Consider the following 16,459-nt stretch of genomic DNA (forward strand, 5'->3'; position numbering starts at 1 on the left):
TGTTTGTTTTCCCCTAGACTGAAACTAAATCAAAAACCCAGATGGCGCGTGCCGGCGCTCTAGTTCAAGGGTTTGATGCAAGGGAGTTTCAGGCGGATGCAAAAGAAGCCGCAAATCGTTGAGGCCGTGCTGTTTTTTAATGAGCGCGGCGTCAATAAAGAAATGCTTTATCCCGAGTTCGAGGCGTTGCTCGACGGTGTCGTCAACATGCCCGAATTTGCCGATAAAGAAATGCGCGCGGCTTATGTGCTGATCAACCCTCGCTTGCTGGTGCGCGCTGTCGTCACCTTCATTATCGATTTCGATGAAAACGGCGGCGCCGACCGCGGTTGGAATATTCCGCTGCGCCATCTGGCCGAGCGTGCCGGCCGTGGCCCCGATCTAGGTGCCGGGCCGATTCGTTTGGCCTGCAAAAGCCAGTGCCCAGTGTCGTGGCACCAAATGCACCTCTGGGATCCAGACCTGTCGCCGCAGCATAACGAGCTGCTGCTGATTCGTGATGCCGCCAAGCGTAATCACCTCGGTATTCTGGTCGAAGACGACATGCCGCCGGTGTTCACCCCCGACAACCTGCAAATGGCAGCGGAAGACCAGTGGCGTGCCGGCCAAGAAGATGCCGCCAAGCTCAAGGCGCAAGCCGAGCAGATGGAGCAGGAATACCGGCAAAAATCCGCGCAAATGATCAAGCAGCAGCGCCTGCAGCTGACCTCGCTTAAGCAGCAATATGAAGAAGAAATTGCCCGCTTTAAGCTGGCGCAAAGTGAGCTGCAGAAAGGTTTGCAGCATGAGCTAGCCGAGCTACATCAGCAGCTGCAGCAACAGCAGGCGCTAAATACCAGCCTGAAGCAAAAGCTCAATGTGCAGGCTGAGCAATCACAGCGTCTGCGCGAGCAAATGACGCAGCAAATGCAGGCGCTGCAAAGCAGCGGGCAGGGCGAAGTCGAACTGCTGCGTAAACAGTTTGAGCAAGAGTTGGCCGATAAAATCGCCGCAGCAGTGGCTGACGTACAAGAGCAAGTGTCGATTCGCGATGTCGAGCTGGCCTACCGCAACGAGCAAGAAGCCCAGCTGCAACACGACGTGCAGCAACTGCGTAAGCGCTGTGATGAACTGTCATCCGGCGGCCCCGAGCAGCTGCTCAAGCGCCTGACCGACATGGGCGTGGTGTTCGTTGCTTACCACCCCGGCGCCGGGCATTTAACGATTCCGCTGGCGGATATGCCGCGCTACCAAGAAAACCCCATGGCCTATGCCGCCGCGAAGTGCTTCGTAAACGAGGGCACCTATCGCCAGTGGTTAGCGCATTACCAAAGCCCAGCTTGCGATGCACGGCTGCCCGGTGGTGATCGTTGCGGTATTACCTTAGATCGCGTCGATCAGCCCAGCCGTTTTGTGCCAGGGCAGAGTAACTGCTGCTCAAGGCACCGGCAGGATGTCACCCTGCGCACGGTCGGTTAATGCCCTTCAGTTTGCCCAATCAGTGCCCGTTACAGCCGGTGCAGCTGCCTTGGGTAACCGAAGCCGGTTGCCAGCTAGCGATGCTGCGCTTAGACCAGCTGCACCCACAGGTATCGGGCAATAAGTGGTTTAAATTGCAGCCGTATATCGAACAGATGCAGCGTGAGGGCAAACGCGGCCTGATCAGCTTGGGCGGCCCGCACTCTAATCATCTGCATGCCTTGGCAGGCGCCGCAGCATTGGGCGGCTTCTCTGTGGTGGCTCTAATGCGTGGCCCGGCGCAAGACACGCCCACGGTTAACGACTTACAACAGCAAGGCGTAACGTTGCACTGGTTAACGCGTGAGGCTTATCGGCAGCGTCAACACGCGGCTTTTGTGGCTCAGTGGCAACAACAGTACCCCGACTACGTGTGGGTGCCCGAAGGCGGCGATGGTGTGCTTGGCCAGCAAGGCGCAGGGCAGATAATGCCGCTACTTGAGGCCAGCTTGGCGGCGCTGGATTGGGCTGGCTGCGATGCGCTTTTTACCGCTGTGGGCACTGGCACCACTTGGTTGGGCATGCAGGCACAGAGCAAAACGCCGGTGTGGGGTTTGTTGGCCGTGCCACGCCATTATTTGGCGGCAACGCTGCGCGCGGAGCCGCAATTGGTTGATGCGCATCGGCAAGGTTTTGGCCGGGTTGATGACGAGTTGCTGAGCTTTGTAAACGCCTTTCAGTGCGCTACGGGAATCCCGCTTGATCCGGTTTACACCGGCAAAGCGCTAATGGCATTGCGCCAGATGTTGCGCGCCGGTAAGTTTGCTCGCGGGAGTCGTTTGGTGTTCATCCATACCGGCGGCCTACAGGGAACCCGCGCCACGCCCAACTGGCCTAGACTGGATGAGGTGGCAGCTTGAATAAGGCGAATCTCTTGGATTTTCTCCAGTCGGAACAACTGCGCAGCTTAGTGCCGCTGAATGCCTTGAGCGAGGCGCAGTGGCGCGAATTACGCCCATCGCTACGCATTGAAAGCGTGCTCGCCGGGCAGGCGTTATTGCGCCAAGGCGACTGCGATCAGCAGCATTACTACCTGCTTTCCGGCGAAGTTGAGCTCTTGGATGCACAGGGGCAACGCGAAATCGTCATGGCCGGCTCGCTGCCCGGCTGCCATCCGCTATCGCCGACAGTGCCGCGTCAGCACACTGCGCGTGCGGTCACCGATATCACCTACTTACGCTTGGATAGCGCGCAGCTCGATCGTTTGATTAGCTGGCGTGAGGCCTACCAAGACCTGCTGTTGCAGCAGGCCGACGGGGAAAGCCAGCAGTGGCTAGAAAGCCTGTTGCATTCACCCTTGTTCCGCCGTGTGCCGGTGGCGAATGTGCGGCCCTTGCTGGCAAGCATGCAGCGACTAGAAATGCCCGCTGGCAGCAATGTGATTGTGCAAGGCGACTTGGGCGATTGCTGTTTTTTCCTCTGCCGTGGCCGTGCCGAAGTGATTCGCGACAGCGACTCCGACCGACAAGTGTTAGCCGAGCTGGGCGAGGGTGCCTGTTTTGGTGAAGAGGCGCTGCTCAGTGAGTTGCCGCGCAATGCCACGGTAATCTTGCTGGAAGACAGCCTGCTGCTGCGCCTGGATAAGAAAAACTTCATCGCCTACCTACGTGCGCCCATGGTGGCGGACGTTAGCTTTGGCGAATCTATCCGCCTTCTTGCGCAAAACGCACAGTGGCTGGACGTGCGTCTGCAAGACGAATACGAGCAAGGTCATGCCCACCGTGCGGTGAATATGCCGCTGCATTTATTGCGGCTTAAAGCGCGTTTGCTCAATCCTGAGCTAACCTATTTGTGCTACTGCGATAGCGGCAAGCGCAGCGAAACAGCGGTGTTTTTACTCGGTGAGCTGGGCCTTAAGGCGTATACCTTGCGCGGTGGCTTAAACGCATTGCCGGCGGTGCAGCGTGACGCGCTGATCTGTGAAGTGGGCGCCGGTTATTTGTTGCGTTCCGGTGGTCGCATCGAGCAAAGCCATTAATTCAGCGCGCAAAATGTGACTTGGCTCCCTGCGCAGCGCTTCACTTAATAACTTGACGCTAAGCAATAATTTGTTCGCTTGACAAGTTTCTTGGCTGAAACGTATGTTTCAAACAAGTGTTTGTCAGGCGACTATCTCATGGCCCAGTCGGAAACAGTTGAACGGATTCTCGATGCCGCTGAATTGCTCTTCGCTGAAAAGGGCTTTGCGGAAACCTCGCTGCGCATGATTACCAGCAAAGCGGGCGTCAATTTGGCTGCGGTGAATTATCACTTCGGCTCGAAGAAAGCGCTCATTCAGGCGGTGTTCTCGCGCTTTCTTACCCCTTTTAGTCAAAACCTTGAGCGCGAGCTAGATCGCCGCCAAGCGCAGCGTAATAACGGCCACAAGCCTACGCTGGAAGACATGCTTGAGGCGCTGCTCAGCCAAGTATTGGCGGTTAAGCCACGCTCCGGCGATGACTTGGTGATCTTCATGCGCTTGCTCGGCTTGGCGTTTAGCCAAAGCCAAGGGCATCTGCGTAAATACCTCGAAGAAGTCTACGGCCGCGTTTTCCGTCGTTATATGGAAATGCTGCTGGAAACCACGCCCACCCGCGTGCCGCCGTTAGAGTTGTTCTGGCGCATTCACTTTATGCTCGGTGCTGCCTCGTTCAGCATGTCGAGCATCAAGGCGCTGCGCGCCATGGCTGAGTCGGATTACGGCGTGGATACCTCGGTCGAGCAGGTGATGCGCCTGATGGTGCCGTTCTTGGCCGCTGGCGTGCGGGCGCCGCAATCGCTGACTGATGAGGCCTTAGTCGCCGCGCAATTGCGCCCACGCACGCGTGGCAAATAAGTCGTTGTGCTGATCAGCGGCCGCGCCCAGCGGTTTTGCCAACAAGCTGCCTTTATTGACGGTAGGGCGCTGGGCTAAGCTTGGCGCCCATGACAGCCCGTTTCGATTTTCTGCATATCTGCCTGACTCACCAGCAACTGTTTGCCTATCAAGGCGGGCAGCTGGTGTGGCAGTGCGCCGTGTCCACCGGCGCCAACGGTATTGGCGAAGCTAACAACAGCGGCAAAACTCCGCGCGGCTGGCACCGCATTCGCGCACGGATTGGTGATGGTTTGCCTTTGGGCGCGGTGCTGCGTGGCCGGCGTTGGACGGGGGAAATCCTCGACGCGGCGCTTGAGCAAGCCGCCCCTGAGCGCGACTGGATTCTCACCCGTATTCTCTGGTTATGCGGGCTGGAACACGGCTTTAATCGTGGCCCGGGTTGCGACACTTTTCATCGCTATATCTATCTGCACGGCACGCCGGATAGTCAGCCTATGGGCGTGGCTAAATCGCATGGCTGTATTCGCTTACATAACCGCGACATGCTCACCTTGTTTGCGGCGACCCCCTATAACTGTCGGGTGTTCTTGGCCGAACATCCGCTCGATCAGTTAGCGCTAAACGCGCTGCTTAAGGATGTGCAATGCAAGGCTCATTGATGCTGGATATCGCCGGCACGGTTTTAACCACGGCGGACCGTCAGCTCCTGCGCCAGCCCGAAGTGGGCGGGTTAATTTTATTCGCGCGCAATATCGATAGCCCTGAGCAGGTGCGTGCCCTGTGCCGCGAGATTCGCGCCGAGCGCCCCGAGCTGATTTTGGCCATCGACCAGGAAGGCGGCCGCGTACAACGCTTGCGCCGCGGCGTGAGCCGTCTGCCAGCCATGCGCCGCTTCGATGCGCTGCCAGAAGGCCTAACGCTGGCTGAGGACTGTGGCTGGCTGATGGCGGTGGAAATGCTCGCCATTGGTTTAGATATCAGCTTTGCCCCAGTGCTGGACTTAGACTACGGCCGTAGTGAAGTGATTGGCGACCGGGCCTTTGCCGCCAACGGTGCGCGCGCTGCCGAGCTGGCAGAAGCGTTTATTCGCGGCATGCGCTGTGCTGGCATGCCTGCCACCGGCAAGCACTTCCCCGGTCATGGCTGGGCTGAGGCCGACAGCCATGTGGCGATTCCCGAAGATGAACGCAGCCTTGCGGCGATTCGCGCCGAAGACCTCGTGCCGTTTGCCAAACTGGCCAAAGACTTGGACGGCATCATGCCAGCGCATGTGATTTATCCGCAGGTTGATAGCCAGCCGGCTGGTTTTTCCACGCGGTGGCTGCAAGACATTTTGCGCACTGAGCTGGGCTTTAGTGGGGTGATTTTCAGCGACGACCTGTGCATGGCCGGCGCCCACGTGGCTGGCAGCATGGCGCAGCGTGTCGATGCCGCGCTGAACGCCGGTTGCGACATGGTGTTGGTGTGTAATGACCGCGCCGGCGCTATCGAAGCCTTGCAGCATTTACAAAAACGTCAGGTTAGCGAGCCGGCGGTGCTCACACGCATGCGCGCCAGCGCCTATGCTGAAGATTACCGGCAGACGCCGCGTTGGCTGGCGACCGTCCAGCGCTTACGTGCCGCTGGTTTAATCGACTGAGAAGGAGAGGGCAATGGCAAGCTACGCAATCATTGGTGGTACCGGCTTAACAGAGCTGCCGGGTCTGTCGATTCGTGAGGCCATCAATCTAGAAACTCCCTACGGCATGCCGTCGGCGGACATCATCAAAGGTGAGTTCGCCGGCAGTGAGGTGTTGTTTTTGGCACGGCACGGGCATCCGCATCGCATCGCGCCGCATCAGGTGAATTACCGCGCCAACTTGTGGGCGCTAAAGCAATTGGGCGCCGAAGCAGTGCTGGCGGTGAATGCGGTTGGCGGTATTCACCGCGATATGCGCACCGGGCAGCTCGTCGTGCCGGATCAAATCATCGATTACACCTGGGGCCGCGAGCACACTTTCTTCGCCGGCGACATGGAGCATGTCACCCATGTCGACTTCACTCATCCCTATGACGAAGCCCTGCGCCTGCGCTTGATTGCGGCGCTGCGCGAGTGTGGCTGTAGTCATAGCGAGCATGGCGTGTATGGCTGTACCCAAGGCCCACGGCTTGAAAGCGTGGCAGAAATAGCCCGTATGGAACGCGATGGCTGTGACGTGGTGGGTATGACCGGCATGCCAGAAACTGTGTTGGCGCGCGAGATTGGCTTGCCCTATGCCGCGTTGGCGCTGGTGGTGAATGCTGCTGCCGGCAAGGCGCCGGGGCCGATCACTATGGCCATGATCGAACAAGCCTTGCAGCAGGGCATGGGTGATGTGCGCGCTGTATTGGCGGAGTTTCTCGCGGATTAATCCGTTTTCACACATAGGCTGCGCTGCACCTATTGGCTAACAGCCTTAGCGTGCAGCGCTGAAGATTTTCTGTGGGGTAGTCGAGGAAAAATAAAGTCCACAAAAAATACCGGTGTTAATCGCAAATGAGAACAATTAGCATGCGCATCCGCAAATCACATGCAAAAGCGGAGCCTTGCCATGTCTGCCCCAGCTTGCGTCAGCGACCTGCCGACGCGCTTTACCAACGAACACTACCTCTCCCGTCAAGCTCGCATGGAATCGTCCGTGCGCAGCTACCCGCGCAAACTGCCGCTGGCCATCGCCAAGGCGCAAGGCTGCTGGCTGACCGATGTTGACGGGCGCGATTACCTCGACTGCCTTGCCGGTGCCGGCACCTTAGCGCTGGGCCATAACCACCCAAGCGTCGTGCAAGCGATTCAGGACACCCTCACGGCCGGCCTGCCGCTGCATACCCTCGACTTAACCACGCCGCTGAAAGACGCCTTCTGTGAGCAGGTGCGCAGCATTCTGCCCGGCGAACTGGCGCAAGGGCGTTTGCAGTTCTGCGGCCCCTCGGGTGCGGATGCGGTAGAGGCGGCGATTAAGCTGGCGAAAACCGTCACCGGGCGCAGCACTGTGTGCAGCTTCTCCGGCGGTTACCACGGGATGACCCAAGGCACGCTGGCGCTGACCGGCAACCTCGGCCCCAAACAGGCCTTGGGCGCCTTGCAAGCGGGCGTGCAGTTCTTGCCATACCCGTACAGCTACCGCTGCCCGTTCGGCTTGGGCGGCGAGGCGGGTATCGACGCCGCGCTGCATTACGTCGAGCACCTGCTGCAAGATCCGGAAAGCGGCGTGTGTCGTCCGGCTGCGCTGATTCTCGAAGCCGTGCAAGGCGAGGGCGGGGTAATTCCGGCGCCGCGCCGCTGGTTGCAGGGTATTCGTGCGATCACCGAACAGCTCGGCATCCTCCTCATCATCGACGAAGTGCAAGCCGGTATCGGCCGCACCGGGCAATGGTTCGCCTGCAACGATGCGGGTGTGGTGCCGGATATTCTGGTCATGTCCAAGGCGATTGGTGGCAGCCTGCCGATGGCCTTGCTGGCTTACCGCGAGGCGTTGGATGTGTGGCAGCCCGCCGCGCACACCGGCACCTTCCGTGGCAATCAGCTGGGCATGGCCACTGGCTTGGCGACCTTGCAAACCCTTGCCGCGCCGGGCTTTTTGAGCGAAGTGCAGCGCAAGGGTGAGCAGCTGGGCGGGCAATTGCGCGCGCTGCAAAACCGCGTGGGCTGCATTGGCGAAGTGCGCGGGCGCGGCCTGATGTGGGGCGTAGAGATTGTCGATAAGCGGCAGGCAGCGAACCGCCTGGGCAGCTACCCGGCGTTTGGTGAGCTGGCCAAGCGTATCCAGCAGGAGTGTTTTGCCCGTGGCTTGATTCTCGAGTTAGGTGGTCGCCACGGCGCAGTGGTGCGCCTGTTGCCGCCGCTGATCATCAGCGACAGCGAACTAGCGTTGCTGCTGGAGCGCTTGCAGGCCGCCATCGTGGCTGCCGAACAGGCTTTGGCGGTGGCGGCATGAGCACGCCCGAGCCGCGCCCACAGTGGGCGAGTCTATTGTTGGCAGCCAGCACCGCCAGTCGTCAGGCTTATCAGCAGCATATGCAGGGTGCCTTGCAGGCGGTGGATGAGCATTTGTTGGCGCCGCCGCAGATTTACTCGGGGATTACCCCGCAAGCCTTAGCCGAACAATTGGCGCGCTTGCCGATGTGCCCGGAACACGGCGTGCCGCTGGCGCAAGTCACCGACGAGGCCGGGCGCCTGCTGTTGGCCAACAGCGTGCGGGTGCATCAGCCCACCTGTGTGGCGCACCTGCATTGCCCCACGCTGCAGGCCGGGCAGGTTGGCGAGGTCTTGTTGGCCAGTGCCAACCAGTCGCTGGACTCGTGGGATCAAAGCCCGGCGGCCAGCGTGCTGGAGCAACAACTGTGCGATTTTCTTGTGCAGTTGGCTGACCTGCCGGCTACTGGCGATGGGGTGTTCACCGCCGGGGGCACGCAAAGCAACCTGATGGGTCTGTTGTTGGCGCGCGACCTGTATTGCCAGCGCGCGTTTAACCGCGATGTGCGCGTGCACGGCCTGCCGCCTGAGGCGCAGCAGCTGCGCGTGTTGTGTTCGGAGAAAGCGCATTTCTCGGTGCAGCAAAGCCTGTCGCTACTAGGCTTAGGCGCCGAAGCGGCGCTGCCGGTAGCCGTAGGCGCAGACCAGCGCATGGACATGCGCGCAGTGCGCGACACCTTGGCCGCCAGCCTGGCGCGTGGTGAGCGACCGTTTGCGCTGTTTGCGACCGCCGGCACCACCGACGCCGGGGCGATTGACCCGCTGCCGGAGCTGGCCGAGCTGGCCGCCGAGCATGGCCTGTGGCTGCATGTGGATGCCGCGTGGGCCGGTGCGGCGCTGTTGTCGCACAGCCTCAAGCCGCGCTTGGCCGGTATCGAACGGGCCGATTCGATCACCTTGGACTTCCACAAGCAGTTCTATCAGCCGATCAGCTGCGGGGCGTTCTTGCTGCGCGATCGGGCGCACTTTGCCCTGATGCGCCTGAATGCCGACTACCTAAACCCGCTGGAAGACGAAGCCGACGGCGTGCCCAATCTGGTCTACAAGTCGCTGGCCACCACTCGGCGCTTCGACGCCCTAAAACTGTGGCTGAGCCTGCGTAGCGTCGGCCGCGCCGAGTTGGCGGCGATGTTCGAGTATGGCGTGGCGCTGGCTCAAGCAGTGGCGGCGGATATTCAGCAGCGCCCGGAGTTGGAGCTGGGCTTTGCGCCGCAGCTCAATGCCGTGCTGTTGCGTCACCGTGGCCACGGCGGTGAAACCCCCGCTGCGCTCGATGCACTCAATCGGCACTTGGCCCAGCAGCTGTTTGAGCGCGGCTTGGCCAATCTCAGCACCACGCGCTTGCGCGGTGCGCAATTTATCAAGATGACCCTACTCAACCCGCTGACCACCTTGGCTGATCTGCAAGCGGTGTTGGACGCCCTGTGTGCTTTGGCCAAGGGCAAGGTCGGCGAACGTGAGGTTTCCTGTGTTTAAAGATGCTGCCGAACGCCTGAGTGTGCAGGCGTTGTTGAACTGTTATTGGCGTGAAACAGGCTTAGGCACTGTGCAGGCGGTGAGCGAACTGCCCGCACCGCTGGCGGCCCGCTTGGCCACCACGCATTGCATGGCGCTGACCTTGCAGCCCTTGGCGCAACCGGTGTGGGTGCCGCTCAGTTATGTCAGCCCCACGGGGCGACATCGCATTGGCGAGGCGGTATTCAGTATCGGCGATGGCGGCTACTGCGCTTTGCCGGCGGCGCTGTTGTTCAGCTTGCTGCTCAGCGATTTGGCCGAGCGCTACCAAGGCGGCGCGCTGCCGGCGGAGTCGGCGGATATCCTCGGCCTGTGCCTGCAAAGTCTGCAAAACATGCGTGGTTTTATCAGCAGCCGTGAGGCCGATATTGCCCAGCTGTATGGCCCTGAGCTGGATTTCTTCCGTGCTGAGCAAGGCCTGCTGATCGGCCATCAAACCCACCCAGCGCCGAAAAGCCGCAACGGTTTTACCGGTAGCGAGCTGGCCGCTTACTCGCCAGAGGCGGCGGGGCGTTGCCAACTGCATTGGTGGCTGCTGGCGCCGGGCTTGGTTAAACAGCACGGCGTGTGGGCGAGCAGCCCCAGCAGCCAACTGCGCGATTGGCTGACGGGGCAAGTCAGCCCGCGTGCGGCGGCTTTGCTGGCGGCAAACCCCAGCTGGGATGTGCTGCCGCTGCACCCATGGCAAGCACGCCACCTGCTTGGGCGTGAGGCGATTGCCGCGCTGATCGAACAAGGCCAATTGCTCGACTTAGGCGAGCAGGGCCCGGCGTTGTGGCCGACCAGCTCGATCCGCACCTTGGCTGCGCCCGGTGTGCCGTGGATGTTCAAGTGCTCGCTGTCGGTGGCGATCACCAACTCGGTGCGCATCAACCTGTTCCGCGAATGCCTGCGCGGCGAGCTGGGTTGTCGCTTGTGGCAAGGCCCGCTGGGCGACGAGTTAAAAGAACGTCTGCCGACCCTGCGCCCGGTGAATGACCCGGCCTGGCTGACGCTGGAAATCGACGGCCAAGTGCTGGATGAGGCCACCTGCATTCTGCGTGACAACCCGTTTGCCGTGCAGGCGCAAGTCAGCTGTATGGCCATGCTCTGTCAGGATCACCCGCTGCAGCGCGGCAATCGCTTCTCGCAGCTGCTGCCGCAGTTGGCGCAGCGCGAAGGCATCAGCACGCAGGCGGCTGCCGAGCAGTGGTTTGCCGCATTTATTCGCGTGGCGGTCGAGCCCATGCTGACCTTGTACCTGGAATACGGCATGGCCTTTGAGGCGCACCAGCAAAACACCTTGCTAGAGCTAGAAAACCTCTGGCCGGCGCGTTTTTGGGTGCGCGATAACCAGGGCTTCTACTACATCGAAGAGCGCGCCCAGCGCGTGCTTGAGCTGCTCCCGGAGCTGGGCGGCGCGGCGGAATCGGTCGGCCCGCAGAGCTTCGTCGATGAGCGTTTTCACTACTACTTCTTCCACAACACGGTGTTCGGCCTGATCAACGCGCTGGGCCATAGCGGCCTGGCTGATGAGCACGCTTTGCTCGGCCAATTGCGTGCTGCGCTGACGGCCTTGGATGCGCGTTACCCCGGCAACAGCTTGCTGGCGCCGGTGCTACACGCGCCGACCTTGCCCTACAAGGGCAACCTGCTGACCCGTCTTGCCCAAATCGACGAACTGGTCGCGCCGCTGACCAGCCAATCGGTCTACGTGGAGCTGCACAACCCGCTTTATGAGGTGAACCATGACTAACATCCGCGATGTGATCGGCATTGGCGTTGGGCCGTTCAACCTGAGTTTGGCCGCGCTGCTTGACCAGCAGGACATCGATGCCTGCTTCTTCGAACAAAAGGCCGAGTTCAACTGGCACGAAGGCCTGCTGCTGCCCGGCACCACCTTGCAGGTGCCGTTTATGGCCGACTTGGTCAGCATGGTGTGCCCGACTAGCCCGTACAGCTTCTTGAATTACCTGCAAGCGCACGACCGGCTGTTCCACTTCTATTTCCACGAGAACTTCTTTACCCCGCGCCGCGAATACAACCACTACTGCCAGTGGGTAGCGGGCCAGCTGCCGAGTCTGCACTTTGCCCACCAAGTGCTGGATGTACGCGTCGAAGGCGAGCTGTACCGTGTGGAAGTGCGCCATGGCGCTCAGCAGCGGGTGGAATATGCGCGGCATATCGTGCTCGGTACTGGCTCGGTGCCGAACTTGCCGGCTTGCCTGCGTGAATTGGCCTTGGCGCACCCCGAGCAAGTACTGCACAGCGCCGAGTTCGCCACGCGCTTCTTGCCGCGCCTAGAAAGCGGCCAAGCGCCGGACAGCGTGCTGGTGCTGGGCAGCGGGCAGTCGGCCGCCGAGGTGTTCCAAACCCTGCTCGAACAGCAGGAAGACCGCCACGGCAAGCGCCATTACGACCTGCATTGGCTGACCCGCGCGCAGGGCTTTTTGCCCATGGAGTATTCCAAACTGGGGCTGGAGCACTTCACCCCGGCGTATACGCAGTATTTCCAAGCGTTGCCGCAGCCGCTTAAAGACCAGCTGCTGCCCAATCAAGGGCTGTTCTACAAGGGCATCAGCTTCGCCACCATTGGCGAGATCTTCGATTTGCTCTATCACCGCACCGTCGGCGGCGCGCCAACCCCAGCCGAGCTGATGGGTCACTGCGAACTCACTGCTGCCAAACGCACCAGCGCTGGGCGTCTGCGCCTGACCTTCCAGCATCGTCAGCAGCAAGTCAGCTTTACCCGCGAGGTCGACGCGCTGGTCGCCGCCACGGGCTACGCGCACAAGCTGCCGAAGTGTCTGCAAGGCTTGGCTGGGGCGATTCAGTGGGATACCCACGAGCGCTTGCAGATCGACGGCGACTACCGCGTGGCCCACCAAGGCCCGGGGCAGTTGTTTGTGCAAAACGGCGAGCTGCATACCCATGGCATGGGCGCGCCCGATTTGGGCTTAGGGGCGATTCGTGCCGCGCACATCGCTAACCAGCTGCTGGGCCGTGCTGCTTATCGCCTGCCTGAACAGAGCGCCTTCCAGCGCTTTGGGGTGGCTGCGTGAGCGCTGCGGGCATCAGCCCTTGGGTAAGCCGCACTTTATTGGCGTGCGGCTTCCTGTTTGTGTTTACCGAAACCTTGCTGTCGCCGTTTTGGCCGCAGTTCTTTCAGCGCGTGTTCGGTGTCGAGGCGCTGGAGGTCAGCGGCCATTACATCGCCCTGTGCCGCCTTACCGTGCTGATCGGCGCGCCCTTGTGGGGCTTGCTAGCGCGGCGCTTCGAGCCCATGTGGCTGTTGATCATCGGGCAGGGCGGGGCAGCGTTGTTCACCTTGCTGTGCGCCTTTGTCGATAGCCTCGATGAGTTCGTGGTGTTGTCGGTGCTGCTGCTGCTGTGCAAGAGCAGCTACTTGCTGTTCTACAGCGTGCTGATCGAACTCAGCGGCCAGCGCGGTCAGGCACAAGTGGTTGGCCGGGTGCAGGCCACCGTGCATTTGGCGCTGATCAGCTCGACAGCCGCCAGCGCCTGGCTGCTGCAACTGGATAACCCGCTGCGCCTGTTTATGCTCGCTGCGGCGTTGGATGTGCTGCAAATCGTCCTGTGCGCCTTTGTGCTGAAACGCCGAGGCCCACGGCAAGCCGCTACGCCCAGTGCTGAACGGCGCCGGGTTTGGACCTGGCGTGCTGTGGGGGCCTTTGCCGCCGCCGTGTTGCTGTTCAATTTGGCCGGCAACGTGGTGCGCCCGTACTTCACCTTGTTCAGTCAGCAACAGTTGCACTTAGAGGCCTGGCCGGCGGCGGTGGCGTTCTTTCTGCCTTCGGTGATGGTGCTGTTATGCATGCCATGGGTGCCCACCTTGTGCCAAAGCGGTCTGCGCCGCGTGGGTTTTAGCGTCAGCGTGGCGCTGATGGCGCTGGCCTTGCTCGCTCAAGCGATGGCCGACAGTTACGCCGCCTTGCTGGCCGCGCGGGCCTTGTTTGGCGCTACGTTGCTGCTGGCGCAGGCCAATCTGGAGCTGCACCTGTTTGAAGGCGCCGGTGACGATGTGCACTGGCAATACAGCTTAGCCAGCGTGGTGCAGAACCTCGCACAACTCTTGGCCCCCTTGCTGGCCGCCGCGCTGGTCGCCGGCTACAGCTTGGCGAGCCCCTTTATCGCAGCCGCTGCCTTGCTGCTGCTCACACTTGTGATCGCTCATTACGGGGTGTTTGCCGCGCCGCGCCGCCCCCCGCCTGTAGGAGAACCAACCCCATGAATGCCCCCATGCTGCTGCCCGAGGCGCAAGTCTCGCAACACCTTGGCCAAGTGCTGAATCCAGCCGATTGGCACGCTGCCGGTCGTGCGCTGGTGGAAAAGTGCCTGGCCGAATTCCTCTACGAAGAAGTGCTCAGCGCCAATCCGCTGGAGCAAGATCAATGGGCCGTGGTGCTGCCGGCGGCCACCTACCGCTTTACCGCTCGCCAACAGCAGCTTGGCCATTGGCAGCTGGCCCCCGGCAGCGTGCTGCGCGATGGCGAGCCGGCGTGGGATTTGCTGCTGTTCATTCGCGAACTGGCGGCGGTGATTAGCATCAGCCCCTTCACTTTGACCTACCTGCAGCGCGAGCTGAGCAATACCTGGTTGGCCGATGCGCACCTGCGCGCCTTGTCGCGCCCGAGCAGTGCCGAGCTGATTCAGAGCGAAGATGCTGAGGTATGTCGGCACCTGAGCGGCCACCCGTGGATTGTGATGAGCAAAGGGCGGATTGGCTTTTCCTACGCCGACTATCGTCGTTTTGCCCCGGAATGCGCCGAGCCGCTGGCTCTGCCGTGGGTGGCGGTAAAACGTGAACGCGCGCGCTGGCAGGGTGTTAATGGCTTAAGCGAGCAAGCTCTGCTGGATGCGCAATTGGATGCCGACTGCCAAGCGCGCTTCACCGCTGTGCTGGCTGAGGCCGGCGTGGCAGCCGAGGATTACCTGTGGCTGCCGGTGCACCCTTGGCAGTGGGATAACTGGCTGATCGGCTCGTTTGCCAGCGAGATTGCCCAGCGCGAACTGATCTGGCTGGGCGAGGCACCTGAGCGTTATCAGCCGCTGCAGTCGATCCGTACCTTCGCCAACCGCGAGGCGCCGCAGAAGCCGCACATCAAGCTGCCGCTGTCGATTCTGAACACCGCGGTGTATCGCGGCTTGCCCGGCGAGCGCACCGAGCTGGCTCCGGCACTCAGCCAATGGCTGGCCGATAACCTAGGACAGGATGCGCAGCTGAAAGCCTATGGCCTGGTCATGCTGCGCGAGATTGCCAGCGTCAACGTGCCGCATGTGGGTTACGAGGCCACCGTGGGCAGCCCGTACCAGTTCCGCGAGCTGTTTGGCTGCCTGTGGCGCGAGAGTGTCGATAGCCTCTTGGCCGAGCACGAGCAGGCCATCACCCAAGCCGCGCTGGTGCATGAAGATGCGCAAGGCTATCCGCTGCTCGCCAGCCTCATTGCACAAAGCGGCTTAACCAGCGAAGCCTGGCTGGCGCGCTACTTTGCCGTGTGCTTGCCGCCGCTGCTGCACAGCTTGTACCGCTTTGGCTTGGTGTTCTCGCCGCACGGCGAAAATACCTTGCTGATCCACGAGAACGGCGTGCCCACGCGCTTGGTGCTGAAAGACTTTATCGACGACATCAACCTGATCGATCAAGACTTCCCCGAGCTGGCCAACCTGCCGGATGCCTTAGGCAAGGTGCTGCTGCGCCACCCGCCGGAGGTGCTTGGCCACTTCATCTTTACTGGCCTGTTCGTGGTGCATTACCGCTACCTGTCCAACATTACCCAGCTGCTGGGCATCAGCGAACTGCGTTTCTGGCGGCTAGCGCAGCAGGCGGTGGCCGACTACCACCAAGCGCATCCAGAACTGGCCGAGCGCATTGCTTTGTTCGACTTGCAGCGCCCGTTGTTTGAAAAGGTCTGCCTGAACCGCGTGCGCCTGTTCACTCAAGGTTATGCCGATGATGCCGAACGCCCGGTGCCGGATGTGTTGGCGCCGATCTTAAACCCCATCAGCCCATCCACTTTAACGGCGTGGCAGGCCAAAGGCGCCGAGCAGCCAGCAGCGGGCTTATTAGCGCGGGAAGATTTTTACTACCGCCGCGCCGATTTGCCCAGTGGCCATGTGGTGAGCCTGCGCCCGGTGCAGCTAGGGCGTGACTTGCCGCTGTTGCATCGCTGGATGAACACCGAACACGTGATCGAGCAGTGGCAACTGAATAAGCCTATCGAAGCGCTGCGCGAGCATTTTGCTCAAGCGCTGGCCGACGACCACCACCGCCTGTGTTTGGTCAACGTTAATGGTGTGGATATCGGCTACACCGAGATCTACCACGCCCCGCGTGATCGTTTGGCGCAGTTCTACCCGGCCGATGAACATGACTGGGGCTGGCATTTGCTGATCGGCGAGCCGCAGCGGGTGGGCCAAGGCTATGCCGAGGCGATCATCCGGGTGACGACCCAGCTGATTTTTGCTGCGACACCGGCGCAGAAAGTGGTCGGCGAGCCCGATCACCGCGTCAAACCCTATGCCGTGTTGGCCGAGCGACTGCATTACGAGCCGCAGGGCTTAGTCGAAATGCCGGAGAAAACCGCCATGCTCTACTACTGCTGGCGCGAGCGCTTTCAGGCGGCGTGGGGCGCATAGGTTTTTTGCGGTTAAACAAGGCA

Annotated in this window: 13 protein-coding genes; all 13 read left to right on the top strand. The window is 61.2% G+C overall.

What is annotated here, in order from left to right; translation table 11 throughout:
- Positions 1–96: 96 nt before the first annotated feature.
- The 13 genes from BMX80_RS09025 (at position 97) to BMX80_RS09085 (ending at position 16,436) form a co-directional block, all read left to right on the top strand.
- The gene (locus BMX80_RS09025; protein WP_071873446.1) at positions 97–1,458 is read left to right on the top strand and encodes a chromosome partitioning protein ParA; all 1,362 of its coding nucleotides are present in this window, start codon (positions 97–99) and stop codon (positions 1,456–1,458) included.
- On the top strand, positions 1,458–2,357 hold the full coding sequence (locus BMX80_RS09030) for a 1-aminocyclopropane-1-carboxylate deaminase/D-cysteine desulfhydrase (RefSeq protein WP_074867430.1): 900 nt from the start codon (positions 1,458–1,460) through the stop codon (positions 2,355–2,357). The genes BMX80_RS09025 and BMX80_RS09030 overlap by 1 nt, the downstream gene beginning before the upstream one ends.
- On the top strand, positions 2,354–3,475 hold the full coding sequence (locus BMX80_RS09035) for a cyclic nucleotide-binding domain-containing protein (protein WP_074867432.1): 1,122 nt from the start codon (positions 2,354–2,356) through the stop codon (positions 3,473–3,475). The genes BMX80_RS09030 and BMX80_RS09035 overlap by 4 nt, the downstream gene beginning before the upstream one ends.
- Positions 3,476–3,613: 138 nt before the next feature.
- Positions 3,614–4,312 carry a TetR/AcrR family transcriptional regulator gene (locus tag BMX80_RS09040; protein WP_071873443.1) on the top strand — a complete coding sequence of 233 codons (699 nt, stop codon included), beginning with the start codon at positions 3,614–3,616 and terminating at the stop codon, positions 4,310–4,312.
- 89 nt (positions 4,313–4,401) lie between these two features.
- A complete protein-coding gene (locus BMX80_RS09045) occupies positions 4,402–4,953 on the top strand; it encodes a L,D-transpeptidase (protein ID WP_074867434.1) in 552 nt (183 codons plus the stop codon).
- Positions 4,938–5,933, top strand: a complete 996-nt coding sequence (nagZ, locus tag BMX80_RS09050; RefSeq protein WP_074867435.1) for a beta-N-acetylhexosaminidase — start codon at positions 4,938–4,940, stop codon at positions 5,931–5,933. The genes BMX80_RS09045 and nagZ overlap by 16 nt, the downstream gene beginning before the upstream one ends.
- A 13-nt stretch (positions 5,934–5,946) precedes the next feature.
- Positions 5,947–6,684 carry an S-methyl-5'-thioinosine phosphorylase gene (locus BMX80_RS09055; protein WP_071873440.1) on the top strand — a complete coding sequence of 246 codons (738 nt, stop codon included), beginning with the start codon at positions 5,947–5,949 and terminating at the stop codon, positions 6,682–6,684.
- 159 nt (positions 6,685–6,843) lie between these two features.
- Entirely contained in the window at positions 6,844–8,247 is a 1,404-nt protein-coding gene (locus tag BMX80_RS09060) for a diaminobutyrate--2-oxoglutarate transaminase (protein ID WP_268875130.1), read from the top strand.
- Complete coding sequence (locus BMX80_RS09065) at positions 8,244–9,761, top strand: pyridoxal phosphate-dependent decarboxylase family protein (protein ID WP_083394285.1); 1,518 nt, start codon at positions 8,244–8,246, stop codon at positions 9,759–9,761. The genes BMX80_RS09060 and BMX80_RS09065 overlap by 4 nt, the downstream gene beginning before the upstream one ends.
- Positions 9,754–11,535: an IucA/IucC family protein gene (locus tag BMX80_RS09070; RefSeq protein WP_074867437.1), complete on the top strand. Its 1,782-nt coding sequence runs from the start codon at positions 9,754–9,756 to the stop codon at positions 11,533–11,535. The genes BMX80_RS09065 and BMX80_RS09070 overlap by 8 nt, the downstream gene beginning before the upstream one ends.
- A complete protein-coding gene (locus BMX80_RS09075) occupies positions 11,528–12,841 on the top strand; it encodes a lysine N(6)-hydroxylase/L-ornithine N(5)-oxygenase family protein (RefSeq protein ID WP_074867439.1) in 1,314 nt (437 codons plus the stop codon). Before BMX80_RS09070 ends, BMX80_RS09075 begins: the two co-directional genes overlap by 8 nt.
- Positions 12,838–14,031: an MFS transporter gene (locus BMX80_RS09080; RefSeq protein WP_083394286.1), complete on the top strand. Its 1,194-nt coding sequence runs from the start codon at positions 12,838–12,840 to the stop codon at positions 14,029–14,031. The genes BMX80_RS09075 and BMX80_RS09080 overlap by 4 nt, the downstream gene beginning before the upstream one ends.
- Positions 14,028–16,436 (top strand): GNAT family N-acetyltransferase, encoded by a 2,409-nt coding sequence (locus BMX80_RS09085; protein WP_083394287.1) that lies wholly within the window; start codon positions 14,028–14,030, stop codon positions 16,434–16,436. Before BMX80_RS09080 ends, BMX80_RS09085 begins: the two co-directional genes overlap by 4 nt.
- Positions 16,437–16,459: the final 23 nt, after the last annotated feature.

The sequence above is a fragment of the Atopomonas hussainii genome (assembly GCF_900109735.1).
Classification (GTDB): domain Bacteria; phylum Pseudomonadota; class Gammaproteobacteria; order Pseudomonadales; family Pseudomonadaceae; genus Atopomonas; species Atopomonas hussainii.